The 26870-nt window shown below is 45.8% G+C and carries 23 protein-coding genes and 1 pseudogene; 13 read left to right on the top strand and 11 right to left on the bottom strand.

What is annotated here, in order from left to right; translation table 11 throughout:
* Positions 1–65: 65 nt before the first annotated feature.
* A complete protein-coding gene (locus tag RIE73_RS30210) occupies positions 66–3179 on the top strand; it encodes an MFS transporter (RefSeq protein WP_446404689.1) in 3114 nt (1037 codons plus the stop codon).
* A 184-nt stretch (positions 3180–3363) separates the two neighbouring features.
* Positions 3364–3843 (top strand): hypothetical protein, encoded by a 480-nt coding sequence (locus RIE73_RS30205; RefSeq protein ID WP_446404688.1) that lies wholly within the window; start codon positions 3364–3366, stop codon positions 3841–3843.
* Between the two features lie 724 nt (positions 3844–4567).
* Here RIE73_RS30205 and RIE73_RS30200 read toward each other — a convergent pair.
* The 3 genes from RIE73_RS30200 to RIE73_RS30190 all read right to left on the bottom strand — a co-directional run bounded on the left by RIE73_RS30200 (position 4568) and on the right by RIE73_RS30190 (position 8247).
* Positions 4568–5536 carry a peptidoglycan-binding domain-containing protein gene (locus RIE73_RS30200; protein ID WP_446404687.1) on the bottom strand — a complete coding sequence of 323 codons (969 nt, stop codon included), beginning with the start codon at positions 5534–5536 and terminating at the stop codon, positions 4568–4570.
* A gap of 317 nt (positions 5537–5853) precedes the next feature.
* On the bottom strand, positions 5854–6768 hold the full coding sequence (locus tag RIE73_RS30195; RefSeq protein ID WP_446404686.1) for a hypothetical protein: 915 nt from the start codon (positions 6766–6768) through the stop codon (positions 5854–5856).
* A gap of 387 nt (positions 6769–7155) precedes the next feature.
* Entirely contained in the window at positions 7156–8247 is a 1092-nt protein-coding gene (locus RIE73_RS30190) for a response regulator transcription factor (RefSeq protein ID WP_446404685.1), read from the bottom strand.
* Positions 8248–8495: 248 nt separating this feature from the next.
* Here RIE73_RS30190 and RIE73_RS30185 point away from each other — a divergent pair, with 248 nt between their 5' ends.
* The 4 genes from RIE73_RS30185 to RIE73_RS30170 all read left to right on the top strand — a co-directional run bounded on the left by RIE73_RS30185 (position 8496) and on the right by RIE73_RS30170 (position 13213).
* Entirely contained in the window at positions 8496–10514 is a 2019-nt protein-coding gene (locus RIE73_RS30185) for an AMP-dependent synthetase/ligase (RefSeq protein ID WP_446404684.1), read from the top strand.
* Positions 10515–10655: 141 nt separating this feature from the next.
* Positions 10656–11126: a YlqD family protein gene (locus tag RIE73_RS30180; protein WP_446404683.1), complete on the top strand. Its 471-nt coding sequence runs from the start codon at positions 10656–10658 to the stop codon at positions 11124–11126.
* A gap of 94 nt (positions 11127–11220) precedes the next feature.
* A complete protein-coding gene (locus RIE73_RS30175; RefSeq protein ID WP_446404682.1) occupies positions 11221–12423 on the top strand; it encodes an NAD(P)/FAD-dependent oxidoreductase in 1203 nt (400 codons plus the stop codon).
* A gap of 106 nt (positions 12424–12529) precedes the next feature.
* Positions 12530–13213 carry an HAD-IA family hydrolase gene (locus tag RIE73_RS30170; protein WP_446404681.1) on the top strand — a complete coding sequence of 228 codons (684 nt, stop codon included), beginning with the start codon at positions 12530–12532 and terminating at the stop codon, positions 13211–13213.
* Between the two features lies 1 nt (position 13214).
* Here RIE73_RS30170 and RIE73_RS30165 read toward each other — a convergent pair whose 3' ends face one another.
* Both RIE73_RS30165 and RIE73_RS30160 read right to left on the bottom strand, forming a co-directional pair.
* The gene (locus tag RIE73_RS30165) at positions 13215–14069 is read right to left on the bottom strand and encodes a hypothetical protein (protein WP_446404680.1); all 855 of its coding nucleotides are present in this window, start codon (positions 14067–14069) and stop codon (positions 13215–13217) included.
* Between the two features lie 80 nt (positions 14070–14149).
* Positions 14150–15244 (bottom strand): hypothetical protein, encoded by a 1095-nt coding sequence (locus RIE73_RS30160; RefSeq protein WP_446404679.1) that lies wholly within the window; start codon positions 15242–15244, stop codon positions 14150–14152.
* Between the two features lie 188 nt (positions 15245–15432).
* Here RIE73_RS30160 and RIE73_RS30155 point away from each other — a divergent pair.
* A pseudogene (locus tag RIE73_RS30155) lies at positions 15433–15573 on the top strand (7,8-didemethyl-8-hydroxy-5-deazariboflavin synthase subunit CofG); the annotation flags it as partial.
* A gap of 143 nt (positions 15574–15716) precedes the next feature.
* On the opposite strand, the gene RIE73_RS30150 reads toward RIE73_RS30155, so the two are convergent.
* Entirely contained in the window at positions 15717–16046 is a 330-nt protein-coding gene (locus RIE73_RS30150) for a helix-turn-helix domain-containing protein (RefSeq protein WP_446404678.1), read from the bottom strand.
* Complete coding sequence (locus tag RIE73_RS30145) at positions 16043–16357, bottom strand: type II toxin-antitoxin system RelE/ParE family toxin (RefSeq protein ID WP_446404677.1); 315 nt, start codon at positions 16355–16357, stop codon at positions 16043–16045. The genes RIE73_RS30150 and RIE73_RS30145 overlap by 4 nt, the downstream gene beginning before the upstream one ends.
* Positions 16358–16530: 173 nt before the next feature.
* On the opposite strand from RIE73_RS30145, the gene cofG reads away from it, so the two are divergent.
* From cofG to RIE73_RS30130, 3 genes are all read left to right on the top strand, one after another.
* Complete coding sequence (gene cofG, locus RIE73_RS30140; RefSeq protein ID WP_446404676.1) at positions 16531–17547, top strand: 7,8-didemethyl-8-hydroxy-5-deazariboflavin synthase subunit CofG; 1017 nt, start codon at positions 16531–16533, stop codon at positions 17545–17547.
* Positions 17537–18445 (top strand): hypothetical protein, encoded by a 909-nt coding sequence (locus tag RIE73_RS30135; protein ID WP_446404675.1) that lies wholly within the window; start codon positions 17537–17539, stop codon positions 18443–18445. The genes cofG and RIE73_RS30135 overlap by 11 nt, the downstream gene beginning before the upstream one ends.
* A 448-nt stretch (positions 18446–18893) precedes the next feature.
* On the top strand, positions 18894–19268 hold the full coding sequence (locus RIE73_RS30130; protein WP_446404674.1) for a TFIIB-type zinc ribbon-containing protein: 375 nt from the start codon (positions 18894–18896) through the stop codon (positions 19266–19268).
* A gap of 235 nt (positions 19269–19503) precedes the next feature.
* On the opposite strand, the gene RIE73_RS30125 is transcribed toward RIE73_RS30130, so the two are convergent.
* Together RIE73_RS30125 and RIE73_RS30120 are read right to left on the bottom strand one after the other, a co-directional pair.
* Positions 19504–19818: a DUF2973 domain-containing protein gene (locus tag RIE73_RS30125; protein WP_446404673.1), complete on the bottom strand. Its 315-nt coding sequence runs from the start codon at positions 19816–19818 to the stop codon at positions 19504–19506.
* A gap of 116 nt (positions 19819–19934) precedes the next feature.
* Complete coding sequence (locus RIE73_RS30120; protein WP_446404672.1) at positions 19935–20300, bottom strand: DUF2605 domain-containing protein; 366 nt, start codon at positions 20298–20300, stop codon at positions 19935–19937.
* A 222-nt stretch (positions 20301–20522) separates the two neighbouring features.
* On the opposite strand from RIE73_RS30120, the gene thrS reads away from it, so the two are divergent.
* The gene (thrS, locus tag RIE73_RS30115) at positions 20523–22352 is read left to right on the top strand and encodes a threonine--tRNA ligase (RefSeq protein ID WP_446404729.1); all 1830 of its coding nucleotides are present in this window, start codon (positions 20523–20525) and stop codon (positions 22350–22352) included.
* 106 nt (positions 22353–22458) lie between these two features.
* Here thrS and RIE73_RS30110 read toward each other — a convergent pair whose 3' ends face one another.
* Positions 22459–23853 (bottom strand): hypothetical protein, encoded by a 1395-nt coding sequence (locus RIE73_RS30110; RefSeq protein ID WP_446404671.1) that lies wholly within the window; start codon positions 23851–23853, stop codon positions 22459–22461.
* A gap of 301 nt (positions 23854–24154) precedes the next feature.
* Positions 24155–24292, bottom strand: a complete 138-nt coding sequence (locus tag RIE73_RS30105) for a hypothetical protein (RefSeq protein ID WP_446404670.1) — start codon at positions 24290–24292, stop codon at positions 24155–24157.
* Positions 24293–24734: 442 nt separating this feature from the next.
* On the opposite strand from RIE73_RS30105, the gene RIE73_RS30100 reads away from it, so the two are divergent.
* Positions 24735–25715 (top strand): hypothetical protein, encoded by a 981-nt coding sequence (locus tag RIE73_RS30100; protein ID WP_446404669.1) that lies wholly within the window; start codon positions 24735–24737, stop codon positions 25713–25715.
* 298 nt (positions 25716–26013) lie between these two features.
* Complete coding sequence (locus RIE73_RS30095) at positions 26014–26559, top strand: hypothetical protein (protein ID WP_446404668.1); 546 nt, start codon at positions 26014–26016, stop codon at positions 26557–26559.
* The last annotated feature ends 311 nt before the right edge of the window (positions 26560–26870 follow it).

Below are 26870 nucleotides of genomic sequence, written 5' to 3'. Positions count from 1 at the left end.
CAGGAGGATTTGTCCTGGAAGAGGGAATCCTATTCTGGTCATCGTTTATGTAAAGGAAGAACATTATGGTTGAGAGTGTGGGACTAGCATTAGGACTCACGGGTTGGGCAGATTGGATAGCACAGATACCGATAGAGCCAGAACTCGATACCGTTGAAGATGCGGCGCTGATCTTTGACGGACCCCAATTTTTTACCACATTAATCGCTGGTGTGGTTTTAGCGTTTGCGTTCCAGATGCTGTTAACGAATCTGGGTGTGGCGTTGGGAATTTCCTTTGCTGGAGGCGGAGACTCATCATCGTCTGATCACAAATCCTCAGAAAGCGTACAAGGGAAAATTCGCAAGGTTGGTACAGCATTGGGATTAGCCACGTTAATTAGCGTTACCGTGGCGCTATTTTTTGCTTGTCTATTTGCCGTAGAATTAAGCTTGCTGGAGAATCCCGGATTGGGTGCGATCGTCGGGTTGGTGATTTGGGCAACGTATTTTTCGTTACTGGTTTGGGTCAGTTCGACAACCGTTGGTTCGTTGATCGGATCAGTGGTTAATACCGCTACCTCAGGGTTTCAAGCTCTTGTAGGCACGGCTACAGCCGCTATTGGCGGGAGTGCGGTAAAAAAAGAGGTGGTGCAAACCGCAGAAGCAACAGCCGCAGCAGTTCGTCGAGAACTGGGGTCTGCAATTGACCCGGAGACGATTCGCGAGAACTTAGAAGATTATATTCAGGCGATACGACCTCCAGAACTGAATCTGCAAAAGATTCGGGGGGAATTAGAAGACTTAATCAATGACCCAAATTTACAAGAAATTGCTGGTAGTGACAGCCTACGTGATATTAATCGGCAGACTTTTATTGATTTAGTCAGTAACCGCAGCGATTTATCGCCACGGGATGTGAATCGGATTGTTGACCAACTTGAAGCCGTCTGGAAGAAAACGGTGAATCGGCTCCCTTCTTCTAGAGATGCGATCGCAGAATTTAGGGAATACCTTCAGTCCGCTACGCCAGATCAGCTTGTTAGTGATGAGTTTACCGAGAAGCTCGATGATTTAGTGGCAGAACTCCGCAAGCGCCGCAAAGCCCAACATCCAGGACCTCTGGCTCAAGCTGCATCCACAGGTATGCATAGTCTGATGGGCATGGTGATGGGACGTGTGGATATATCAGACTTAGATATGGAGAAAATTGTTGGTCAGCTTAAAAGCGCCAGAAGCCAAGTCACTGAACAGGTTGGTCAAGTTTCTGCTCAGATCCGGGGTGGGACTCAGGATGAAGCATACAGTACGGTGCGAGCCGATGTAGAAAATTATCTGCTCAATAAATATTCTTGGCAGATGCATCGACCAACGCTGGAGCGGGAATTCCGAGATGTACTCTATGATCCAGAAGCTGACCCCGCCACCGTGGTGCAGGAATTAGAGCAGCTCAATCGGTCAGATTTTGCTGATTTGTTAGCCCAACGGGGTGTTTTTACCGAAGAACGGATCAGAGAAATTTCGACTTGGCTGGATATCATTCGCTTAGAAGCCTTATCTGTGGCAATTGCGGCTAGAGAACGCGCCGAGGCGATCGCACTATTAGCCGAGATGGAGCAATATCTCCTATCCACGCCGAAAGAAGCACTCACGCCTGAGAAAATTCAACTGAATATTAGGGAGATTCTCCATGATCCAGATGCAGATTATGAACACCTGAGCAATCGTCTGGCTCAGTTTGATCGTCCTTTATTTGAGCGATTGGTCGAACAACGTCAAGATTTAACCCCGGTAGAACGGGAAGCCGTCATCGTAGAACTGGAGAAAGCCCGCGATCGCGTTTTGGATACCGCCAGAGAAACTCAAGAGGCGCTGAAGGCAAAAGTTGAAGCCCAGTGGATGAAGGTTCAGTCTATATTGAGTAACACGGGTCAAGCTCAACTGAATCCTCAAGCCATTGAACAGGAACTCAAATTACTCTTAGATGAACCCCAAGCAGGATGGCTGCTGCTGCGGAAACGCGCCGAACGCTTTGACCGGGATACGTTGGTACAACTGTTAAATCAGCGTCAGGATCTGAGTGAAAGCCAAATTAACCAAATTATCGATCAGGTTGAACGGACTTGGACTCGTGTTCGCAGTATTCCCCAAAAAATGGCGGATACAACCAAAGAGCAATACGACAAAACCATGTCCGCGATCGCTGACTATCTGCGGAACACCGGGAAGCCAGAACTCAATCCAGACGGGATTCAGCGTGATTTAACCAAACTGCTGGATGATCCACAGCTTGGAACTCGCTTAATCAGACGTCGATTAGCAGCAATGGATCGCGATACTCTGGTACAGTTACTCGCCCAACGGGATGATCTGAGTGAACAAGAGGTTAACCAGATCATTGATCAAGTCTTTTCCACCCTGCGCCGTATCGCCAAAGCCCCCCGACGCTGGGCGCTACGCACTCAGGAAACCGCCCAAGATTTCCAAGCCGCTTTTGAGGATTATCTGCGTTCGACGGGTAAAGAGGAACTGAATCCCGCAGGAATTAAGCGGGATATGCAATTACTGCTGAATGAACCCGGTGCGGGGATGTCGAGTCTGCAAGAACGCCTGTCCCACTTTGATCGCTCGACGCTGGTGGCGCTGTTATCCCAACGGGAGGATATATCAGAAGAGGATGTTAACCAGATTGTCGATCAAATCCTCAAGGTGCGCGACCAAGCGATCGCCCAAATCCGGACGGTACAATATCGCATCCAGTCGATTATTGACGGTATTTTTGAGCGCATTCGCGACTACCTGAATAGCTTAGAGCGTCCTGAACTGAATTATGATGGCATCAAGCAAGATGTGCGGACGTTGTTTGATGACCCAGAAGCGGGGTTTGATGCACTGCGCGATCGCTTGTCTCAGTTTGATCGGGATACTCTAGTCGCGATTCTCAGTTCCCGTGACGATATCTCCGAAGCCGATGCTAATCAGATGATTGCTCAGATTGAGCAGGTTCGCACTCGTGTGCTACAACGGGCAGAACGGATTCAACAACAAGCCCAACTGCGTTTAGAACAAGTCAAGTATCAAGCCCAACGTCAAGCCGAGGAAACTCGCAAAGCGGCGGCGGCGGCGGCTTGGTGGCTGTTTGGTACGGCGCTGGTTTCGGCGTTGGCTTCCGCAGGTGCAGGCGCTTTAGGCGTTGCTTGAAGATGTAGAGACGTTGCATGCAACGTCTCTACGTCAGGGCGCGTCTTCAGGGATTTCCCCATATCCCTGTTTCCTTAATTCTGTATCTATCTTTGGATAGATTAGTAGTTTATGACCGTAGAATGAAGCCTATTTTCGCAGCAGTCGGTAATGTTAGCTGTAGTGTACGGAGAAATTGATAGTTATGGATATGATCAACGTATTAATGATCATCGCTACCTTGGCGATCGCGAGTCTTGTTCTCGTGAAGCCAAATCGCCTGTTTCGCTCAGTTATGATGCTGCTGGGTGTTGCCATCTTTACATTTAATAGTGCTTTTCCTGCCTTTGCTGCTCCCCCTCAAGCTGCTGTTGATTCCTCTCAAGGCAGTCAACAACCCAACAATGAAAAAGTGACAACCTCTGCAGCAGGGAATCAGTATCAAGGGATTGAATATGTTGCATCAAGCCGAGGTGGAAAGGAACTGAGTGATTCCCAGATTCAGGATAAAATTGAGTCCGATATCTCTGAGAACCTAGTCGCTGGCGTTGCGAGTGGTGCGGTTCGACTCACCGGAACGGTTAAAGACCAAGCAACGGCGCGTAAATACATTGACCAGATTAAAGACATTCCTGGGGTTCATGAGATTACTTTCGATTTAGCTCTGGAAGATATCCCCTCTTAATCAATCAGAAATTAATAAATAAGTATTCCGTTAATCTCAAACGGAGTTTTTCTGTTTTAAGTTGGTCTTGTTCTCTCCCACAAGACCAATTTTTTATAGCAGATTGCAAATCAGAGTAAGGGGATCTAGAGTAGAGACGTTGCATGCAACGTCTCTACAATGGTGCCGAAAGTCCTAATCGATGTGTCTACTTCTTGAAAAGCGCTGTAATAATGTACCAATAAAGTTTGGCTGAATTCATGAATATTGCCCGTGTAGACAGTAATGAGGTATTTACTTTTTCACTTCAGAGAAAAAGACCCAACCATTTAGAAAAGTTCCAGAGATGAAAAAGATAAATGCTCCCCAAAAACCAATTCCAAAATCAAGGTCAAAACCCATTAGTTGAGTTCCCTGTTGGGCAACTTGTCCTTGTACGGCGGACTTGAGAAGTAAGAGCATTAAAGCGCCAAAAGCTCCGGCGATCGCGGGGATAATTGCTAACTTAGCAAGAAACAGTTACGAAGGGAAGCAAGAAGCAAATAAGGATGATGGCAAAGAAAGAAGCGGAAATTTTTTTAGGTAACATTGTATTGTCGTATGCACTCCTTAGTGGTGTAGGCAATTTTTTTAGATCTACATTCGCCGAACGGCTCGGTTAAGCCTTGTAATTAAATGTCAATAGTTAACTCCTTTGGACTAGATTAAAGTAAATTTGAGAATGGGAGTACCAATGACTACATTGTTAATTCCATCCTTGACATCCGAACTGTTCGTATTGCTCTTGGAATGACTCATCGCGGACTGTCGCCGGAATCTTAGCTGAAGGAAAGTCTTGAACATCCACTTTCGCATCAATCTTACCTTGTCCGTACCAAACTAATACTAATCTGTCCTGCATGAGTAGCATAACATGATCCTTCCAGAGTAGTTTATTGTTTTTGAATTCTGCTGATTCTACCCCTGCACCATACTCGTCTTGATATTGCACACAGACACGATTAGGATTAGAAGTCGGAATTAGAGTAATGGCAACACCAAAAGGTCCATACCAATGACCCAAAAATTTTGCTCGCTCATTATACTGACTCTGCCACGTTTGGCGGTATTGCCGAATTGCCTCGACTTCAGCTTGGCTACGATTATCACTATAGATTTCAGCTAGAAATTGAACCCGTCGGCAAACTTCTGGTAAATAGCTACTCAGAGTATGCCGTTGAGACGGTGGAACTGATAAAATTTCCTCGATTCGATTGATGATAGCCTGCCAGGTTTGGGAACCTACGATACTGTCATTAGTCAAATCATGAATGCGTTGGAACTGTTCTACCGAACTGGCGGTTCCTTTGCCATAAATGCCATCAATTGCCAGGTCTTCTCTGGTGGTATCATAGTAGCCTTGATCTTCCAGAAAGAGTTGCAATTGTCTTACTCTTTGTCCTGTACTACCTTGATTCAGGGTTGGCAGTTCTTGAGGAGAATACTGTTCTAGCTTGTAGTAAGCCGCTTCTGGTTCGGCTTGTCCATATTCATCCGTCGAGGAGTTTGAAGCTGATGCTAGGATGTTTTGACAGTTAAACTCAACGTTATTATCCGCTCTAGTTGTGTCTTTACTCAAATTAGCTACATATCGATTCTGATAATCTTGAATAAGATTTTGGGCATTGGCGGGCAAAGTCCAACTTAAGGGAATTACGCTGCTAAGAATTCCCACAGATAGACAGCTAAATATTAATTTTGATTTTTTTGAACTGAAGTTTTGCCTAATCATTAGGTCTGGTTTTTTCCTCCTTTTCAGTAACGATTTCGCTGGTTCTCCCCCCTATGCTCGGTAGAGCCTGAATTCATTGATTGACGTTATTCCTCGCAGGGTTCCATATAATGAAGTCCTCCGTCTGTCGCCTCGCAGGGATAACCAGTCTTCGATGTACGCGACAGCGACGCAAATTCTAGAATAAAACTCATCCTAGAAATTACCCATAAGCTGTATTTTCTCCACCCTGTCCAAAAGCACCTATCTCAAAGCCTTATTTAGCAAAAACCTGAAAATAGAACCCCAGAAATACGATCATGAATTGATTTCCATTCATTCGCTAAAGCTGTTTCTCCACTGCGGATTTCACGCCCATTTAACTCAGGATGACGAGCATAGAAAACCGCATCAGCTAATTTATCACGAACACTTACATTGTTCACGCTAGCTTGATCCTGGTCAGAACTTGCAGGACCACAGTTACTTTCAATCCACCCCACCCAATTCTTTACGACCCCGCGCAGGGCATTCCATTCTCGAACATAAAGTTCTCTATAAGGATCAATACTCCTCCCTTTCATGTCTGGACGAACCGCATAAAAGAAGGTATCTGTCCAATCATCAACCTCCTCTTTGCGTGACGATGATGACGATGATGTCGAAACTTCCGTTAACTCTGTACCATCCCAGACGTAATAACTGGTTTCCATCCAATCGGGTCTATTTCCCGGAGTATTTTCTGGCGGATTAACCACGAGTAGCCGACTATCCAACTTATGCTTCACACCCGCTTCAGCCACAATACCTGGCATATAAACTGAGCCAGTTTCAGCATCGACAATGGCAACGGATTGACAGCTTGTGCCACATCCCCAAGTCACCACCGTATATTTTCCGGCAAAATTGGGTCCGGTTTGTGCGCCCTCTCGTAAAACAGTGCGGAATCTTCTAGCATCTGGGTCACTGCTTAAGTCAACGGGTGCAGGAGCACCAGAGAAAGATTCGGTTGCTGGATAATCATTGAAGTCTGGAGGAGATGTCTGCTTGGTGTGGCTTACTTCTGATGCAATTGTTTCCCTATTCGTGTCGAGGGTGTTAGCTTGCTGGGAGAAAGATTCATGGGCAGACAGTGGGGAAGAGCTACAACCAAGTGCTAATGTTAGAGTAAGTCCTGAAATTATACTGGTTCTCATGTTCTTATTCATTGGTTTTTGCTTTTAGCTTCACCTAAAGGATAAAGAGAAGCTGCCACGTCTTTCATCACTCTAAAGTGGAATATCACTGAATTAAGTACAAGCCGGAGCAGCGATTGCGATCGCGCCTTCCCGCTCTAGGCGTAAGTAGTCGGACAGCCGTTTTTGGCACTGTGTAAATAGGGTCTGCTGAATAAGTCGAATTTTTCGTAATTAGTGTGCTAAATTGTTAGTTTTATTTGCCAGAATATTTTACAGCAATAGCTTTAACTATTTTTACCAAAATTTCAATTTGTTTTGAAGCAATTAAAAGCTACAGTCCTTGTGTGGCAAGCTTCCCGATTCATCAAAACTGATAGTTTAGCACAATAAGTCCGAAAGACCCGATTAAAACCCCAATAAAAGATAGGTTTCATTTTCTTGTTGAGTAACCGTCTGTTTCCAGCTCATTTGATGGGAAACATCTTCAAACAGCAGAAATAACTGATTATCAACATTCATACTATAGATATCAATATACTCCGGTCGCTGCGGATTATGGGAACGCGCCACACCTTCCAACCTAAAATCTTCTGTTTTTCCTGCCCAAACATCCAATAATATATCATCTAAACCAATTAACTCTGGAAAACTAATGCAGACCGATTTACCAAGGGTTAATTTTTCGGGAAAATCACAAAACTTGTGAGCCTGATCAGAAATCTCGCGAATGGTTAAATCGGGATTAAGGATCAAATACTCCATCTGGCGCATTGCCACAAACCGTTCCAGAATAGGGTTAAGCTTAGACGACGCCGTTTGCAGTTCACACAGCTCCTTCAAACGATAACCGAACCCATACACAGTTTCAATAATGTCACCTACACCCGCTTTCTTGAGCTTGCGTCGTAATCCTTTAACATGTGCCTTAACCGTTTCCCGGTTGGGTGGATCTCCGAACGCCCAAAGTTTTTCGATAATGTAATCTTGACTAAATATCCGGGTGGGAGATGACATCAACAAATACAAAAGACCATATTCTTTAGGAGATAGACGCAAGGGTTGTCCCTGACAGGTTACCTCACAGGTACTCGGATCGATTTCCAAATTTCCCCATTGCAAGGTTGGGGTACTGGCATCTCGGTTACGTCTGAGTAATGCCCGAACTCGAGCCGCTAACCCTTCAACGGGACAAGGCTTAATAATATAATCATCAGCGCCTGCATCTAACCCCGCCACCATATCTTGCGTTGCCCCTGATGCACTCAGTAAAACAATTGGACTGGTATTTCCCGCTTGTCTTAAACGGCGACAAAGACTAATACTATCCAAATGAGGTAAATTAATATCAAGCAAAATTAGATCGTAGTTATAGGCTAAAGCATTGTCTAACCCCGTCTCACCGTCCTGGGCTAGATCAACCACATAATTTTGTTGAGTTAATCCTGCCACAATGGTTTGGGCTAAGGTAGGATTATCCTCAACAACCAAAAGTTTCATAGTCTTCCCCCTTTGAACAATAGATGATCCTGACTCTTCCTTTGATACCCCCGGTTTTTAGGAAGGAAATTCCTCCCCTACTTCAACCTCAGCGTTGCCGCCATCGTTGGTGACAATTGTTCAGGAGACGGAGAGATGAGGTATAGGAAGACACAATAATGACAGACAGAAGACATTCTGTCCACCTGAAACCCCTATTCTGCCTCACTTCAAAAGAGTATGGTAAAAAAAACAAGGGATTGTAATAGATGTTAAACACAAAGCCGACTAATTCTATATCGTTGTCGATGAGTCCCCAGGAACGTCACCGGCTTAAGTCCTTGGTTGACTATTCCTCTATCCAGTCTCTACCGGAAATTTGGTCGATCGCGGCGCAGCGATTTGGACAGATTATTGCCCTCAGAGATCCCCATGTCCAACCCGAGGTGATCTTCACGTACACTCAGTTGGTACGCCAGATTCACCAATTGGCGGCGGGATTACAAACCTTGTTCGATAATCCGGTGATCAAGCAGGAACAAGAGTCCTCGGAACTTCCGCCCCGTATCGCCTTGATTGCCGATAACAGCCCCCGTTGGCTGATTGCGGATCAGGGGATCATGACGGCTGGGGCGGCAAATGTGGTTCGCAGCGCCCAAGCTGATCCCGAAGAACTGCGGTATATATTAGAACACAGTGGCAGCATTGCTTTAGTTGTCGAAGATACCAAGACACTGACCAAACTCAAACCTCATCTTGACGAGTTGCCGATTCAGTTTGTGATCTTACTCTCCGATGAAGACCCACCTGCTGAAGACAAGCTCAAGGTGCTTAATTTCTCTGAGGTGATGACTCTGGGGTCAAACGCAACTCTACAACCGGTTCAGGCGACCCGTCAAACCCTCGCCACCTTAATGTACACCTCCGGCACCACTGGGAAACCCAAGGGGGTGATGTTAACCCATGGTAACCTGTTACATCAAGTGACGACCTTTGGTATCGTCCTCCAACCCCAACCGGGCGATCGCATCTTGAGTATTTTACCGACGTGGCATGTCTACGAACGCACCGTTGAATACTTCCTCTTGTCTCAAGGGTGTACCCAAATTTACACCACAATTCGCCATGTCAAAGCCGATCTCAAAGCCTTTAAACCCATCTACATGATCGGCGTTCCTCGGCTGTGGGAATCGATTTATGACGGGGTGCAAAAGCAGTTTCGGGAGCAACCACCGAATAAGCAAAAATTAGTGTTCAGCTTACTGGATATCAGTCAACGCTATATTGCAGCGCGGCGAATCGCCCAAAGGTTAGACTTGAACCAGCTTAACCCAAGCCCCCTGGAACGCCTCAGTGCCAGCATCCAAGCCTTACTCCTGTTACCCGCCCACAAATTAGCCGACAAACTCATTTATCAAACCGTGCGGGAGGCAACCGGGGGTCAAATCAAAACCATTATCAGTGGTGGGGGTTCCTTGGCAATGCATTTAGAAAACTTCTTTGAAATTGCCGGGATTGAGATTCTGGTGGGGTATGGACTTACTGAAACCTCTCCTGTGACGAACGTTCGCCGGATGGAACGTAACCTGCGCCGTTCCTCCGGACTCCCCATGCCCGGAACCCAGATTCGCATCGTTGATCCCGAAACCCGGAAACCCTTACCCACAGGTGAACAGGGGTTGGTTTTGGTGAAAGGTTCCCAAGTGATGCAAGGGTATTATAAAAATCCAGAGGCAACGGCAAAAGCCATTGATTCCGAGGGATGGTTTGATACCGGCGATTTGGGATGGGTGACGCCCAACCATGATTTAGTCTTGACAGGACGGGCAAAAGATACCATCGTATTGACCAACGGCGAAAATATCGAGCCGCAACCGATTGAAGATGCCTGTCTGCGAAGTCCTTATATTGACCAAATTATGCTAGTGGGTCAAGATCAGCGATCGCTCGGTGCGTTAATTGTGCCGAATCTGGATGCCCTGCAACAGTGGGCAGCCGCTGAAAATATTACCCTAAACTTGCCCAACTCCGATACGCAGAAGGACAGCGAGTCGTTCCGGACGGGTATCGACCTGAAAAGTAAAGAGGTGCAGAACCTATTCCGGCAAGAATTGAACCGGGAAGTCAAAAATCGACCCGGTTATCGCCCTGATGATCGCATTGGTCAATTTGCGCTGATTTCAGAACCCTTTTCTATCGAAAATGGCATGATGACTCAAACACTGAAAATCCGGCGACCCGTTGTTACTCAACGATATCGCGATATCATTAACGGGATGTTCGCCTGATTGCGGGGAAATAGGGTGAAAGAGTCTGCTGGCAAGTTGCCTGTTGCTCTTAACATGATTATGCCCCCAAACTTTAGGTTATCCTGTTAGCCGGATTAACCCTTACCTTTTTAAGTGTCAGACCTACTGAGAAATACCTATATGCCTACAGAAGACTCTCAATCCAAAGAATCTCAATCCAACCTACTCTTGAAGCGACCGGTTAATATTAAAGCCATTGTCACACCCCGCTGGAAAGAGGAGGTACAACAACAACTCCAGGCACAAATTAACCAACTGGACTCTCAACTTCAACAGTTAGACATGCAAGGGCAACGGGCGATCGCGGAAATTCAAAAGCAAAGTGTGAATCCTCCGGGTCCTCAAGTCAAGCAGCAAATCGAAAGTATTCAATTGCAGGTCAATCAAAAGAAAAGTGAGCTGCTTGAGCAAAAAAACCAGCAACTCCAGCAACTGCAACAGGTACAGATGCTCGAACTTGACCAAGAAGTCAATCAAGGTCAGATCGAAAGCTTCTTCCGCGTTGAAGCCGGAGATAACTTGGTTCGCAAAATGCAGGTCGAAATTCTCCTACGAGATGGCGTAGTCGAAGAAATTCGCGGCGATATATAAAGGATTGTAGAGACGTAGCATGCTACGTCTCTACACTGCCTCTTGCTATCCTGGAAGGAAGTTCCCCTACCACGGATAATCCGCCCATTCAACAATGAGTGACCAAACAACCCGATTATGTATTCTCGGTGGAGGCTTTGGGGGGCTGTATACTGCCCTGCGCTTAAGCCAACTCCCTTGGGAAAAATCACAGCAGCCAGAAATTATACTCGTTGATCAAAGCGATCGCTTCGTATTTATGCCCCTGCTGTACGAACTCCTGACAGGTGAACTGCAAACCTGGGAAATTGCCCCACCGTTTGAAGAACTCCTGGCAAATACAGGAGTGCGCTTCACCCAAGCGACGGTGATGGGTATTGATAGTGAGCAACAGCGGGTACAATTACAGGATGGCGTAGAATTTGCTTACGATCGCCTGGTTTTATCCCTAGGCGGAATTACACCGATGGAGATCGTCCCTGGTGTGGCTGAACATGCAATTCCCTTTCGAGCGATCGCAGATGCTTATCGGTTAGAAGAACGGTTACGCATTCTCGAAGAATCTGACAAGGAAAAAATTCGTGTCGCGGTTGTCGGTGGTGGGTATAGTGGCGTGGAACTCGCCTGCAAACTCGCTGAACGGTTAGGAGAACGCGGACGCATCCGGTTAATTGAACAAGGTGAGATGATTCTGAAAACCTCTCCCGAATTTAACCGTGAAGCCTCACAACAGGCGTTAAATGAACGAAAGGTATGGATCGACCTAGACACCTCAGTAGATGCGATCAGCGCTGATACCATTTCTCTGCTGTACAAAGGACAGGTGGATACCATTCCAGTAGATATAGTGGTATGGGCAGTTGGTACCACAGTCGCCCCCGTCGTGCGATCGCTCCCCTTTAAACAAAACCACCGGGGTCAACTCATGATCACCCCAACCCTACAAGTGGTTGACCATCCAGAACTTTATGCCCTAGGGGATCTAGCCGATTGTCGAGACATCACCGGTCAACAAGTCCCCAATACGGCTCAATCCGCCTTCCAGCAAGCTGATTACGCCGCTTGGAATATTTGGGCATCTCTAACTGGGCGTCCCTTACTCCCCTTCCGCTACCAGCATTTAGGCGAAATGATGACATTAGGGACAGACAACGCCACACTAACCGGGTTAGGATTAAAACTTGATGGAGTCTTCGCCCACCTAGCGCGGCGTCTTGCCTATCTTTATCGTATGCCCACCCTAGACCATCAGCTTAAAGTTGGTTTAAATTGGATGGCACAACCGTTATTAAATCTGCTCAAAAACGAGGGTATGTAGGGGCGGGTTTATGGATTTTCGTTTCACGGTTGACGATAACGTTCCCTCAAACCCGCCCTGACCAGGTACGATAACTATAAAACAAATGACCAATGACCAATGACAAATGGCGAATGACAAAGGACAAATGACAAATCCAAAAGTCATTTTACTCGATGCCGTCGGTACATTATTTGGGGTGCGCGGAAGTGTAGGTCAGGTTTACAGTGCGATCGCTCGCCAGTTTAATGTGAATGTACCACCGAAACTGGTTAACGATGCCTTTTTCCAAGCCTTTGCTGCGGCTGATCCCTTGGTTTTTCCTGACACAGACTCTGAAGAGATTCATGAGTGTGAATTTGAATGGTGGCGTGTAATTGCCCTGCGCACGTTCCAAAAAGTTGGTGTTCTGGAACAGTTTGCTGACTTTACCGATTTTTTTGACCACCTTTATACCCACTTTGCCACCGCCGAACCCTGGTTTATTTATCCAGATGTTATCCCAGCGCTGGAGGCGTGGCGGCGAGTTGGTATTCAATTGGGTGTTTTGTCGAATTTTGATTCTCGTCTTTACTTAGTGCTAAAAGCACTGAATTTAGATGAGTTTTTCAGTTCAATCACGATTTCCACAGAAGCGGGGGTGGCTAAACCTGATCCCAAAATTTTTACTTGCGCTTTACAGAAATATGAATGTGAACCTTCACAAGCGTGGCACGTTGGTGATAGTTTGCGGGAAGATTATCAGGGGGCTAAAGCAGCGGGATTGAGAGCTATCTGGTTGGAGCGTTCCGAAGATATGGCTGAAATTTAAGTCATGACTCAAGAAATTTTGGTGTTGCCGGGATATCAAAAATTGAAGGAATATCCTGCCATTGCCAAGGAGGGTCAGGGCGCAAATACTTAGTTCCACAAAGCTGTTGAGCCTGAGCAGCTCCTCCATGACGAGGACTCATGGTTTTCAACTGCAGCTGTGCCCAATCGACGACCTCTTGCCGCGCTTTAGGGTTCAGTTTCCGGGCAATCAGTTGTAAGGCTTGGCAACTCAACGCTTGATTGACAGCAATACGCAAAGAATACGCTTCAAAGCAATGCTCCATTTTTGTATCAGGAATTTGCTCTTGTTGCTCGGGTGGAGCGGGTGGTGCGACCGCCTTAATTTGGGCATAGATGTCCTGGCGACGGTCTAGATCAATTAGGGGGTAAAGCTCTGACAGGAGTGGAACTAACACCTCCGGCGGTGGCACCTTGCGGCGACCGCGACGGGAATCTTCCCGCAGATAGGCATCACGTAGGACTCTTCCCCACCAAGACAGAGCCGTTCTAGCTTCTGGGCAGAAGAAGTGAAAGAGTGCCCATCGTGCCAAGGCAATAGCGACTGGTTCCCCTTTCTGCTCGGCTAGTTGACCGAGGAACTTGATTACGACTTGCCGCACTAACTCTCCAGGACCCCCTTCAACTCCCACGGGCCAGTCTCCTGCCCACAAACGAGTTTCGTATTCTTTCACCCCTTGGGTGTGAAGAAACTGCCATTGTTTTTGGGCTTCTAGAAATGTTGGTGGTAAGTCTAATAGAGGAATAAAGGGTTGCGCCCATTCCAGAATCGGTAGAGAGAGTACCTTTAACCAATCGCTGCTATCTGTATCTCCCCAAGGATAGGTAATTTCCATAGCGCTTTTTTAGACTAGGAACAGACAAGTTGACGAAAACGGTGATAAATCTCTCTTCCTGTGGGAAAAGAGGTTTGGCTCTAGTAGACTTGGGTTGGTATGCCAAAAGACCGGGCAAGGGCTACCAAGATACCAATGAGAACTAATCCGATGACTTTGGGAATCCAGAGGATACCATCCCGTAAAAAGACTCCCGCCTGTCGAGCCCATTCCGGGATACTAAATCTGTGTCTGTCTGGTTTTTGGGGTGCTTTTTTCCTGAGATACTCCGTAATTAGATCCCAGTCGCCATGAGCCTCGTAATAGTCTATGTCATCATTATTACAACGGTTATCCTTTCTCCATTGATCATAGAGATCATTCAATTGCGGTTGTAGAGTATCGGTGTATCGCTGTTTGTGTCCCTCCCATGAGCCATACCCTCGGCGTCTCAGCTCATCGACAGCCTGGGGACCCTGCTCTTTAGCTTCGTAAAGCCCATGTCGGTCTCGTCGCATATCCTGAAAGCGAAAGTCCATTTCTTGAGCTATTTCTACCATGGCTTCCAACAGGTCAAAGCAGGGATCTCCTCCTGGAGGGCGGAGCGCGGGATTTAGGACATGAAGGGTTTCATTCTGGTTAGATTGGCTCCAGCTAGTCCCTTTCTCATGTGGCTGTCTGGCTTTGATCTGAGCTGGTTGCTTTTGTTTTTGTTGGTGCAATGGCTGCCGTTGGTGAATAGCTCCTGCCTCTAAGAATATCCGGTCAACCTCTTTCCCATCTGCGGTTGATTGCTCTTGCTGTTGGGAAGTACAATCAGCACATTGCGGTTGAATCGAGTTTTCTGGCGAGACTCCAGATGCTATTCTTGCCTGCGGATTCAATGTGTGTGGCGTCAGGGGGGGAATTCTCTGTGTGACGATATCAGCAACGAAAATCCTTCTGGATTCGGACTCAGGTGGCACCGTTGGCTGTTCTGCCTCTTGCTGACCTTTGGCTTCCAGACTTCGCATTACATTCGCTGCTAGTCTATCTGCCGATTCTCTGGAATACTCCCCTATCGCCTGTGGCTGGGAATATTTTTGGTTTGGCTTGGGTTGACTCGAAAAATGCCCGAATTTAGAAGGACTCTTACCCTTTTTCTGTGCCGTTGGAGGAATCCAGGATGAATTTTTCTTTTGTAAGGGTTCATACATAATACCGCCTCAGTTGCCTGATTATTGACTGCGTCCAAGCCTATTTGCTCAAAAACTCTAGGTAATTTCGTCACCAGCCAATGTCTACCAGCTTTTGCAAACATCTGTAAGCTAGTTTACCAGAACATTTTGAGATTTGGCTGAATTATAAATTACAGCGTTTTCAGACTCAATGCGATACAGCTAGACCCAGTAAGATCCCACAAGTACGGCTACAACAGCTTGTTTGGGCGGGGGAGTTGCAGATTCCGTTTACAACTGGGCTATTGTTGGGGATTGATGAGATAAGTGAGGATTGGTGGGAAACCTTGGATGCGATCGCCCAGCTTCCAATTGAATAACGAATTTATGTCTGAACTTGAAACTGTCTTAGAATTAAACCATTGCCCATTGCCTATTTCCTATTCCCTCTCCCCACCGTAAGACTTCCAACACCAGAGCCTACTTACATTTATATTTCTGACTCTGATCCTTACCGAGATAAGAGGGTTTCAATATGAGAAAAGCATAGGGGTTCTTTCTCCGGAAAATGGATAGTAATATCCACAGAACCGCCCAAAGCAGCAACCACTCCTACGAGCGTATTGAGTGTAATATTTTCTCGTCCTTCCAGTTGGGAAATGTAGGGCTGTTTTACATCAAGTCGCTTGGCTAATTCTTCTTGTGAAATGCCTGCGATTTCTCGAAGAGTACGGAGAATTTTTAGTTCTTCTCTGATTTTGTTTGCTCCATCAGTAATACGTGCTTTAGCTTCGGGAGAAAAGTTATTTCTTACTTCTTTGTACGTTTTATAAGTTGTCATATTAGTTCACCTCCTTGGGTTTCTTCTAAGTATTCTCTAAATCGCCGCTCTGCGATTGGAATGTTTTTCTCATACCAGCGTTTATCTCCAGATTTATTGCCACCAAGCAAAAGAACTGCTTGCCTTTTCGGGTCAAAAGCAAAAAGAATCCTGTACGGTTCACCAGCGTGTTGAACACGTAGCTCTTTCATGTTTGGAAGCGATGAACCTTTAATGGTATCAACGTAGGGTCTACCAAGACTTGCTCCCTGCTCTTCAAGAATATCAAGCACCATAGCAATGGATTCCTGTATCTCATCGTTTTGTTTCAAGAACCATTCGTAAAATTCTGCGTGAAATATTATTTTTCATAACATAAATGTAATATATGATATACATATTATATAAGTCAATAGCTAGTCGCTACTCCCTGGCTAAAACGATAGGGTACGTTCCTGCGATCAAGTGCAGCTTATAGTGATGTCAGGTAGAGAGTTGGGAGAGAATGGAAATTAGCGCTTCTCGAATTATTACCTATAGTCCCGCTTACACGCTGGTTCCAACCTACGAATGCTTTAACCGTTGTAGCTACTGTAATTTTCGTGCTGATCCGGGTCAAAGTTCATGGTTGACGCTAACTGAGGCGGATCATCTCTTAAAGCAGCTTCAATCCCAAGGAATTTGTGAAATCCTTATTCTCAGTGGTGAGGTACATCCCTACTCGCACCGTCGTCAAGCTTGGTTCCAGCGGATTTATGATTTATGTGAACTCGCCCTATCGATGGGATTTCTACCCCATACTAATGCTGGACTGTTGCAGTTTGAGGAGATGCGATCGCTAAAGTCGGTGAATGTGTCGATGGGGTTAATGCTGGAACAGATAACACCCCAACTCCAGCAAACCGTTCACCGTCATGCTCCCAGTAAGATACCACAGGTACGGCTACAACAGCTTGTTTGGGCGGGGGAATTACAGATTCCCTTTACCACAGGGCTATTGTTGGGTATTGGTGAGATAAGTGATGATTGGTGGGAAACCTTGGATGCGATCGCCCAGCTACATGATCAGTATGGTCATATTCAAGAAGTGATCTTACAACCTCATAGTCCCGGTGATCAACAACATTGGCAAGCCCCCGCATTTGATCCGCAGCAATTACCCCAAGTCATAGCCAAAGCCCGTCAAATTTTACCCGCTGATATTACCCTGCAAATTCCGCCTAATTTAGTGTCAGATAACCAATGGTTACTCGCTTGTTTAGCCGCAGGGGCGAGAGATTTGGGCGGAATTGGACCCAAAGACGAGGTAAATCCCAATTATCCCCATCCTCAAATTCAGCGACTACGAAATATCCTCGAACCAGCCGGATGGCATCTCCTCTCCCGCTTACCCGTTTATCCGCAGTATAATGATTGGTTGTCCCCACGATTACAACAAGCCGTTTTGAATATAAGATTTAATGACATCCAGCGGGGCAGCGATGTCCTAATTAACAAAGGACAAATGACAAATGACGAATGACGAATTTATGTCTGAACTGGAAACTGCCTTAGAATTTATCCGAAACGTTGAACAGGACAACCCCGATAAATCAGCGTATGAAATTGCCAATATCCTGCGCGGCTATACCCGGAAAAACTATACAAGCCGATTATGGAGTACCGCAACAGGTTATCATCAAGACTATATTCAAGGGGAAGATCAAGGAAAACTAAATGGGGATGTCTTGTTAAGTGGTGAAATGACAGACTTTGGTCACTTTCTCGCCTCCCTGTCTGACCAAATTAATCAACCCGGTGTTCAATGGTCAGATTTAACCCAATGGACAGCGGATCATACAGCATGGGCGGGTGATATTGGTTCAGCAATTATTGTTTATCGAACGCAATATGAAACCCTCGCTGTCAAAAGCTTATCTGAAGCCTTAACTCGCTTTGCTAGAGATTCTGACTATACCGCTGATGTGGCAGCTTGTGTTATCGGATATTTGATTAATTCGGGTCGCTATCAATCGGTTTCTCAAGGAATTGCTGACTATAATTCGACAGCCTATTCCCATCAGGTGAAAAGATTTATTCAGCAGCGTTTTGGCGGAACGTTCCAAGGTAATCAACTCAAAAACCCAGCGGCTGTTGAAGCAAAAATGGCTCAAGTTGTCTTTTTATTCGTGCGCTTATCCAATGCTCCGGATATTGTGGCATCAATGAAGGACTTTTGGCAATCTCCGAACCAATTAAAATTAAGTAATATTGTACAACCGCAACGGACTGATATTCTAGCCGGGACGTTACATTTTCTGGCTCACTTGGTTAAGTTTGGTGGTTGGGAACCCTTGATATTTAAACCCTATCGCGTGCCAAGAACTAAATGGCTGGGTAGTCTTAATCAGGTAACAGTGAACGGAAGCATAAGTAACTAGGTGGACACAATTAAAGTTAGCGGTGGAGATTAGGGAACAGGCAACAGGGAACAGGTAACAGGGAACAGGGAACAGGGAACAGGGAACAGGCAACAGGGAACAGGGAACAGGGAACAGGGAACAGGGAACAGGGAACAGGGAACAGGGAACAGGGAACAGGTAACAGGGAACAGGTAACAGGGAACAGGTAACAGGGAACAGGGAACAGGGAACAGGGAACAGGGAACAGTAAAGAATGTCCTAACCTGTCTTAGTACCGCTATATTGGTGGGGAGGGCGGGTTTTGTTGAGAGGTTATCGGTGGATATTTAAATTGAGTCCCTAAACCCGCCCCTACAAATTATTTTCGTTAACTTTTAAAAATAAAACTCTATAGGTTGCCCACAAAATTGCTAAACTACAGCCATCTTAAAAAAATCCCGAATGGAATGGTAGAAAAATGACATCAATGAAATGTCCTAAGTGTCAAGGAAGCCTAGAACCTGTAGTTTATGCTGATGTTGAAGTAGACCGATGCGCTGATTGTCATGGCATTTGGTTTGATTCTCAAGAAGCCCAAACTCTCAAGACAATCGAGGGTTCGGAAGCAATTGATACGGGTGATCCCAAAATCGGCAGTAAATTTAATGCCATTGAAGATATTAACTGCCCGAAATGCAAAGCAAAAATGACCAAAATGGTTGACCTAAAACAGTCCCATATTTGGTATGAAAAATGCCCAATCTGTTATGGTATCTGGTTTGATGCTGGGGAATTTAAGGATTATAAACAGGAAGATATTCAGGATATCTTCAAAGGCATCTTCACTGGAGAACGACGCTGATCAGTGCTGATCAACATTTCCGGACTGATGGGAGTCATCGGGGTTACCGATATTGGCGAATCATCAAAATAACGACGTTAAGTAGATAGACCAAATAAACATAAAGTAGCTTGGCGGGTTTTGAAGGCTGAATCATCAGGACAGCTAACTGTTGCTCCAACCCGCCTATAAAATTGCTGTAATGCTTTTTTTCGTCTACCTACTTAAAATAGCCTTTACCTTATCTGCATCCGCACTAAACGTCTTCTGACTTGTCAATGCTATTGCTAGGGGAAGCATCATATAGAGCATCAAGCTGGGTACGGGCGTCATCAACTGTCATTGATTTCATCACCAGCAGTGGTTCACTTGTCGGATTCCCGGTATCATCTAACAGTTCGGGATGGGGTACACGAGTGTTGCTAGAACTAGACGTGGCAAATGAAGCCTTTCCCGCAGGTGCGTAATGCCGTTGAGCATCTATACTTAAACTCAGCAAACTGCGAATCAAATTCCCGATCGCCAGAAATGCAATAACGGTAAAGGCAATTACATAAAGTAGGTGTAACATGGCATCATCCTCCAGACTAAACCGTTGATCTGTTAATCGATTATCTTAGGTGGGTCTTTGAAAGTACGTTTTTATCGGTAATCCGTTTAGCTTATCAAACCTCGGCAGAAATTTGATCACTCTTTCGGCTCAATATTGGCATTTTGGGAAATGTCCGACTGGGATTCTCCTGATTTCAATGAGCGCCAGCGCATCCCGACTTGCCAACATTCGTTGACTAACCGATGCCATGGCACTAATGTAGCGGGTTCAATCCCCACTTGACCATCGGTGGCTTGAAATAGCGTTACGGCTGCATTCACTTCCCGTTGGGCGATTTTAACTCGATCCAGTAAATCCGTCTGCTGCTGTCGGCTTAAAAAACTGATCTCCTCGGATTCGAGTAACGAATGCGATCGCGAAAACCAATATCGAAAATCCTCTAAGAGGGGTTGCAGTATTGACTTGAGCAGATCTTGCTCGTGAGGCTGAGACTGAGGCATTACTCTTCAACACTAATTCATCTGTAAATTTATCTTAACGCTAGTTACAATTCTTTACAATACGCAACCGACTAGGCAACCTGCATTGATTAGAGAACGTGAGTATCATGGAATGAAGACAGGGAACCAGGGAAACCTAGGTTATTTGGTTAATTGGAAATCGTTAATTGTTCAGAGCGATGAACCATGAACCATAAACCATGAACCATGAACCGTAATTTAATAGCACAGTCACCCATGTCCAACGTCGAAGCCCCCCAAAAACCCGAAAAAATCCATTTGCCTCGGACCAGTGAATCCGAGAGCCTGAAAAAAATTCGCCATACCGCCTCCCACGTCATGGCGATGGCGGTACAGAAGTTATTTCCGGGGACACAGGTGACGATTGGTCCGTGGATTGAGAATGGCTTTTATTACGACTTCGCCAAGCCCGAACCCTTTACCGAGCAAGACTTAAAAGCCATCAAAAAAGAGATGGTAAAAATCCTCAAGCGTAAACTCCCCCTGATTCGGGAAGAAGTCAGTCGTGAAGAAGCCGAACGCCGGATCAAAGAACTCGGAGAACCCTACAAACTCGAAATCCTCCAGGATTTAGAAGACCCAATCACGATTTACCATCTCGGAGAAGATTGGTGGGACTTGTGCGCCGGTCCTCATGTCGAAACCACAGGCGACATTCATCCCAAAGCGATTGACTTAGAAAGTGTCGCGGGTGCTTACTGGCGCGGCGATGCTAATAAGGCGCAACTTCAGCGCATTTACGGCACCGCCTGGGAGACACCGGAACAACTGGCAGAATATAAGCGGCGCAAACAAGAAGCCCTGAAACGAGATCATCGCAAGCTAGGCAAAGACCTGGGATTATTTATCTTATCTGACCCCGTAGGACCCGGTTTGCCCTTGTGGACGCCCAAAGGCACAATCCTGCGGAGTACCTTAGAAGATTTCCTCAAGCAGGAGCAAATTAAGCGCGGCTATCAGCCTGTCGTCACCCCGCATATTGGTCGCGTGGATTTGTTTAAAACCTCAGGACATTGGCAGAAATATAAAGAAGACTTGTTCCCGATGATGGGAGAGTCAGAAGCCGAAGGCTTTGTCCTCAAAGCCATGAACTGCCCGTTTCATGTGCAAATCTATAAGCATGAACTGCGTTCTTACCGCGATTTGCCCATGCGCCTAGCGGAGTTTGGCACTGTGTATCGGTATGAACAATCCGGAGAACTGGGAGGATTAACCCGAGTTCGCGGCTTTACCCAAGATGATGCTCATCTGTTTGTCACCCCGGAACAACTGGATGATGAGTTCTTGCGGGTGGTTGATTTAACTCTATCCGTGTTTGGCACCCTAGGGCTGGAAAATTTTAAAGCCCGTTTAAGTTTCCGTGACCCCAGCCAAGACAAATATATTGGTTCAGATGAGGCGTGGAATAAGTCAGAAAACGCCATTCGTCGGGCAGTGGAAACCCTGGGAATGGGGCATTTTGAAGGGATTGGCGAAGCCGCGTTTTATGGTCCGAAGCTGGATTTCATGTTCCATGACGCCTTGGATCGCGAGTGGCAATTGGGAACCGTACAGGTGGACTATAACCTGCCAGAGCGATTTAACTTAGAGTATGTGGCAGAAGATGGGACACGCCAGCGCCCGGTGATGATTCACCGTGCGCCTTTTGGTTCATTGGAACGGCTAATTGGGATTTTGATTGAGGAGTACGCCGGAGACTTCCCTTTCTGGTTAGCCCCCCTGCAAGTGCGACTGTTACCCGTGAGTGATGAACAGTTATCCTTTGCCAAGGATGTGGCGCAGAAGATGCGCCTGGTGGGAGTTCGCGTGGAAGTCGATACCAGTGGCGATCGCTTACCGAAGATGATTCGCAATGGCGAGAAGGAAAAAATCCCGGTGATGGCGGTTGTCGGGGCGAAGGAGGTTGAGTCTGATAGTCTCAGTGTCCGAATTCGCGAAGCTGGGAAGCAATCCCAAGACTTAGGGGCGATTCCTGTAGCGCAGGTGTTGGAACGGATGGAGAGGGCGATCGCCAACCGCCAGAATTTTTAGGTGAGGTTGTTATCACCCTCCTTGGTGATTGTAGAGACGTAGCATGCTACGTCTCTACAAGGTTGGGATATCTGGAAAAAATAGATACGGATGCCTAATCATGTTGTCATTGTTTAACCCCATTCATCGATAACGGTTTATAGAGACGACATAAGGCGACTTTTCGCTTTTCCAAAAGTTTAGCCACTCCATCGATAATAATGTTCACCAGATCAGCATCACAGCTCGCTAAAAATTCTTCCGACGTTATTTTTCGTTGAAAGAACTCTTGGCTGCATTGCCACATCTGGCAAATTCCCTCAAATCCAATGTATTGAACAACAAAGCTAGTCAAGGGAGACGTTTTGAAATCGAAGGAAATACGTTGAGCGCGTCCCCCTTCTAATAATTGCCACACTTCCCGTTCTAGAAGCGTTTTAGGGCGATGGGGATTAATCAGCGTGGGAAAATAATCGCTCAAAGGACTCATGGAACTCTGTTCATCGCCAAAGTCTCCCATCATAATGGTTAAGGGGACATCTGACCCTAAACGCAGGGATAAAGCTTCTAAAATAGCATTCGCTACCAATTTACTGTCTAAATAGAGCCGCGCCACTTCTAAATTCCGGCGAGCTTGTTGGACATAATGGATATAAATGCGATCGTCAGGTTCTCCTCGGAACTGTCGAAAAATGAGTTCGGCGTTCAGGAATTTCATAAAAACTGCCATTTTTTGGATGGCAACGCGATAATCTTTAACGGTATAGGACTCTGACTTTTTCAACGTATGATTGGTTTCGGGTAATAACTTCCAGGTATTGGATAAGAAAACAGCCGAACTCGGATGAGCAAATCCACCAACATCCCGGTTTGCCAACCGTACTGAACGCTTCACGGTTTCGAGGAGTTCGGCATTGGTTAAGTTAAGATTAAATCGCTGATTGATAAATTTTAACGACTGATATAATTCTTCGCTAGGACTTAACCCAAAATCGGATTGCGTGCGGAAGGGAATGGTCGCTTCGATACAAGCCACAACCTGCACAATCAGCGCTGGCGTCAAAACAGGCTCTAGTAGTTTAGCGGTAACAATCGCACTTAAAAACTCATTTTGTCCGGTAAAGGGAAATAGTTCCTCTCCTGGCGCAACCTTAAACAGGGTGGCGACTAGCTCAAACATGGCATCACGTTCACCTGGATTATCGGTGCGGACAAAAAACTTACCTCTTTCCTCTTCAATAAAAGGAGCGAGATACGGTGTCAGGTTAAACGGAATACTCCCATCAACTTGCACATAGATAATATCGTGAAATAAAGCCGCCAGAACTTCAATGGCATCCGTCGAGCCACCGACCTCTAAAATATGTTCGATGGAATGAAAATAGCGCCAGGGACCCATCATCGTTTGTACGATGATTTTGGCAAGATTCGCAAGCTGCGATTGGGCAACTTTAACGTCGAGCTGATGGGTTGCCCAGATGAGCTTATCCAAACATTTCTGATGATTGTTATCAAAGTTCATAATGTAAACTTAACTCATTGGGATTTTAAAAGTGCTATTATAACTCTATACAGCTTAAACAGCTATTTACCAGGAAAAGACAGGGAAAGTGGGAGCGTTTTGAGTGTTGATCCTTCGCTTCCCTAGTCGGCAGAGTTTTGAATTAAGTCTCCTATCTCTCTGATTTCCCCATTCAAAGAATTGACGACCTGGGAAGCCAACGGGGTAGGAGTGGTTTTCAAGGGCATCTGAGAATTTGCGGATTTTCGTTGCCATGGCAGGAGACTATAGGCTTTAGTTTCAATTGTGAAGGAGTTTTTGCCTATTTTACCTCAGCCAGATGTTTGATTGGATATGCGCCAATTGGCTGAATCTCTAAAAAGAGAATTTTAAATTGGTTCTGTTGAAGTTTAGAATCCATGAGATTTTCTGGCTTCCTTGGCGGTATAAGATTAGTCATTTTCTTTTACTTCGGCTTAGAGAAATGGTGGGTAAAGGAGTAGGAGAGCAGAGGATAAAGGAAGAGCTTTTATCCAAATTTCCGTATTATTTGATACATTTTGCCGTTTAATTTCTCTTGGCTACCAAGGTTTGTGATTGAGGGAAAATCCTTGATCACAGCACAAAACGTTCAAGTCGGTTGGATACCCATAAGTACCTGGACATCAATTCTGTCTGCGGTATTAATAAATGTTAACAAGGCTCAAATCCTTACTGTTCCCTGTTCCTTCCCCATCTCAACCGTCAACCAACTCTAATGAAAGTCCGACTACTTACCGAAAAGCCAAGCAATCCCAATTCCCAACTTGTCTATTTTTGAGCGATGATCATAGTAGATCAACCTGAATACCACTGATTTAAGCGTTTATAGCGAAGACAGCGCAACTATGAACCTAGCTTATATGAGCCATCGCCCTCCCGTGAATGCATCTCCCTTAACCTCTATCCTTTGGCAAGCCCAGCAGGAACTGTTACCGCCTCGTCAGTTCTATCGTCTCTGCCAACAAGTGCGTCAGCAATCGGGTCAGACACGATTATACTTCCATGTTCCTGATTCAGCGTTCATTGATTTAAACAACGGAATTGGAGTGCGGGAAATTAGACGATTTCTCGACCATTTAGCCGGATATGTGGGGGGGACGGTTCAGGAAGGCGATCGCACAACCTTCTACCTCAAACGAGTCAGGCTGCGGCTACAACACAAGACCCAGACAAAACTTCTGATCAAAAACGCCGGGGATTCTTGCCTGCCTCCCCTATTTGCCCAAGCGATGAAAATTGAAGTAGAAATAGCAGGAGCGGGAATGATTGGTCGGGTAGCTCGTCTCAGGATAAATGGGAAAGATTTTGCCTTTAAAGCCTTTTTTGATCCCGATTTTGTGTGGCAGCATGGACCTTGGGCAGAAATTCCCATCGGGATTCGCTTAAAATATTGTCAGGTGACTAAAGATGTGCCAGAATTTTTGTTTTCTGGTCTAGATTGGGCAGTATGGGAATGGATTTATCCCTATACTCATCCCCAATCCCGAAAACAGGGGATTACATACCAGCAGTTTGCTCAAACCGAAGGACTAACAAAACTGAATCCCTTAAATCGAAATAACTATAATCCACATAATATACGACTTGATCCAGGCGGAATTCAGAAAGCCTATTGGGGAAGGCGATTTCAGGATTTTTTCCGCAGCCTTCTGTTTTATGCGCGGAAAGTTCGCCGAGAAGGATGGAAGTCCCTGACACCATACCTGAAACCGGACAAACTCCGCTATTTAGGCGTGCGGTTAGTTTCAATGCTCATAAGTGGGGGGAGTCCAAGGGCGGTATCGTCGATAATGACATTGGCAGACCGTATTGACGAAGAACACAAATGTAAAACACCATGAATGATGAGAAGTAGAGCCATTGTTTCTTAACATAAATTAGCGATTGACCTGCCCTAAAAGTTAGAGTAAGATTATTTTTTTGATCAAGGAATGGATAATGATTGATCGCTAATCACTATGTTAAGTTAAGTACCTAGACATCAATTCTGTACACGGCATTAAGAAATGTTAAAAAGCTTCAAATCCTGACTGTTCCCTGTTGCCTATTCCCTATTCCCTAATCTCAACCGTTAACTTTAATGAAAGTCCGACTACTTATACCCGACGACAAATCCGGCATCTAGCAAGGACATTCTGTATGCAGCCAGACCAGCTACAGCAAATTAAAGGCTACTACCTTGAGGCTGCTGAAGCGCACCTAAAACTCATCGAGCAGCATTTGCTGCATCTGCGAAGCACGCTCCATGATCCAGACCAAGTGAACGAACTCTGCCACGCGGTTCGTTGTGGTATTGTGGGAGGGGCGAACCTGTTGCCGATTAGTCAGTTTCATACCCAAGGCATTCATCAAACAGGGTTATGCTTGGTCGATTGTGTTCATTTGATTCGACAGCAGGGTTCACTCAAGGTTGACCAAACACTACAAGCTTTGCTAATGCAGGTGTTTTATGCCTTGAAGAAATTAATTAGGGCGATGAACGAACCCTCTGGCTTAACTGATGAGCAGGTAACGCAAATACTCTCAACAACCGAGTCAATGAGGGAGCAACTCAAGGATCACCTCAAGGAGTTATCGCGTCAGCCGTCGTCTGCTAACCTGGACACAGCGTCAGCAGAAGAGACGGAAGTACTTTCTCTTGATGACTTGCAATCCTTGATCGATGAACTCTTACAGGATAGCTAAGTCGGTCGGTCGAAATAAACTTAACCCGATTAAATGGTGTAAATGTCCCTCAACCCCTGACCAATAACATAGTACAAAGGACAAATGACGATCTGATCGCGTTGTGTAATAGATTCGTAAAAGCCCTTCCACGGAAAGATTATCCAGTGCTATGATTGTCGGTTGAAGCCTAAACCATTACCTCTTCATTTGGGAATGCATCTTCATTTTTAAGCGAGCCAAACGCAGCAGACGAGGTGCGATGGAAACAGGAGGCGTGTTAATCTCACTCAGGTTGCATTTTACCTTGTCCGGTTACAACTCTAATCGGT

It is taken from the genome of Coleofasciculus sp. C1-SOL-03 (assembly GCF_040220555.1).
Lineage (GTDB): Bacteria > Cyanobacteriota > Cyanobacteriia > Cyanobacteriales > Coleofasciculaceae > Coleofasciculus.
The sequence above is the reverse complement of the archived record's forward strand: the minus strand, read 5'-3'. Positions and strand labels throughout refer to the sequence as shown.

Coding starts and splice junctions, on each gene's coding strand:
- RIE73_RS30150 (WP_446404678.1), bottom strand. CDS start 16,046: ATGACAACTTATAAAACGTACAAAGAAGTAAGAAATAACTTTTCTCCC.
- RIE73_RS30170 (WP_446404681.1), top strand. CDS start 12,530: ATGGCGAATGACAAAGGACAAATGACAAATCCAAAAGTCATTTTACTC.
- RIE73_RS30100 (WP_446404669.1), top strand. CDS start 24,735: ATGAGCCATCGCCCTCCCGTGAATGCATCTCCCTTAACCTCTATCCTT.
- RIE73_RS30105 (WP_446404670.1), bottom strand. CDS start 24,292: ATGACTAATCTTATACCGCCAAGGAAGCCAGAAAATCTCATGGATTCT.
- RIE73_RS30175 (WP_446404682.1), top strand. CDS start 11,221: ATGAGTGACCAAACAACCCGATTATGTATTCTCGGTGGAGGCTTTGGG.
- RIE73_RS30095 (WP_446404668.1), top strand. CDS start 26,014: ATGCAGCCAGACCAGCTACAGCAAATTAAAGGCTACTACCTTGAGGCT.
- RIE73_RS30165 (WP_446404680.1), bottom strand. CDS start 14,069: ATGGAAATTACCTATCCTTGGGGAGATACAGATAGCAGCGATTGGTTA.
- RIE73_RS30185 (WP_446404684.1), top strand. CDS start 8,496: ATGTTAAACACAAAGCCGACTAATTCTATATCGTTGTCGATGAGTCCC.
- RIE73_RS30210 (WP_446404689.1), top strand. CDS start 66: ATGGTTGAGAGTGTGGGACTAGCATTAGGACTCACGGGTTGGGCAGAT.
- RIE73_RS30125 (WP_446404673.1), bottom strand. CDS start 19,818: ATGTTACACCTACTTTATGTAATTGCCTTTACCGTTATTGCATTTCTG.
- cofG (WP_446404676.1), top strand. CDS start 16,531: ATGGAAATTAGCGCTTCTCGAATTATTACCTATAGTCCCGCTTACACG.
- RIE73_RS30190 (WP_446404685.1), bottom strand. CDS start 8,247: ATGAAACTTTTGGTTGTTGAGGATAATCCTACCTTAGCCCAAACCATT.
- RIE73_RS30205 (WP_446404688.1), top strand. CDS start 3,364: ATGGATATGATCAACGTATTAATGATCATCGCTACCTTGGCGATCGCG.
- RIE73_RS30180 (WP_446404683.1), top strand. CDS start 10,656: ATGCCTACAGAAGACTCTCAATCCAAAGAATCTCAATCCAACCTACTC.
- RIE73_RS30130 (WP_446404674.1), top strand. CDS start 18,894: ATGAAATGTCCTAAGTGTCAAGGAAGCCTAGAACCTGTAGTTTATGCT.
- RIE73_RS30120 (WP_446404672.1), bottom strand. CDS start 20,300: ATGCCTCAGTCTCAGCCTCACGAGCAAGATCTGCTCAAGTCAATACTG.
- RIE73_RS30110 (WP_446404671.1), bottom strand. CDS start 23,853: ATGAACTTTGATAACAATCATCAGAAATGTTTGGATAAGCTCATCTGG.
- RIE73_RS30195 (WP_446404686.1), bottom strand. CDS start 6,768: ATGAGAACCAGTATAATTTCAGGACTTACTCTAACATTAGCACTTGGT.
- RIE73_RS30135 (WP_446404675.1), top strand. CDS start 17,537: ATGACGAATGACGAATTTATGTCTGAACTGGAAACTGCCTTAGAATTT.
- RIE73_RS30160 (WP_446404679.1), bottom strand. CDS start 15,244: ATGTATGAACCCTTACAAAAGAAAAATTCATCCTGGATTCCTCCAACG.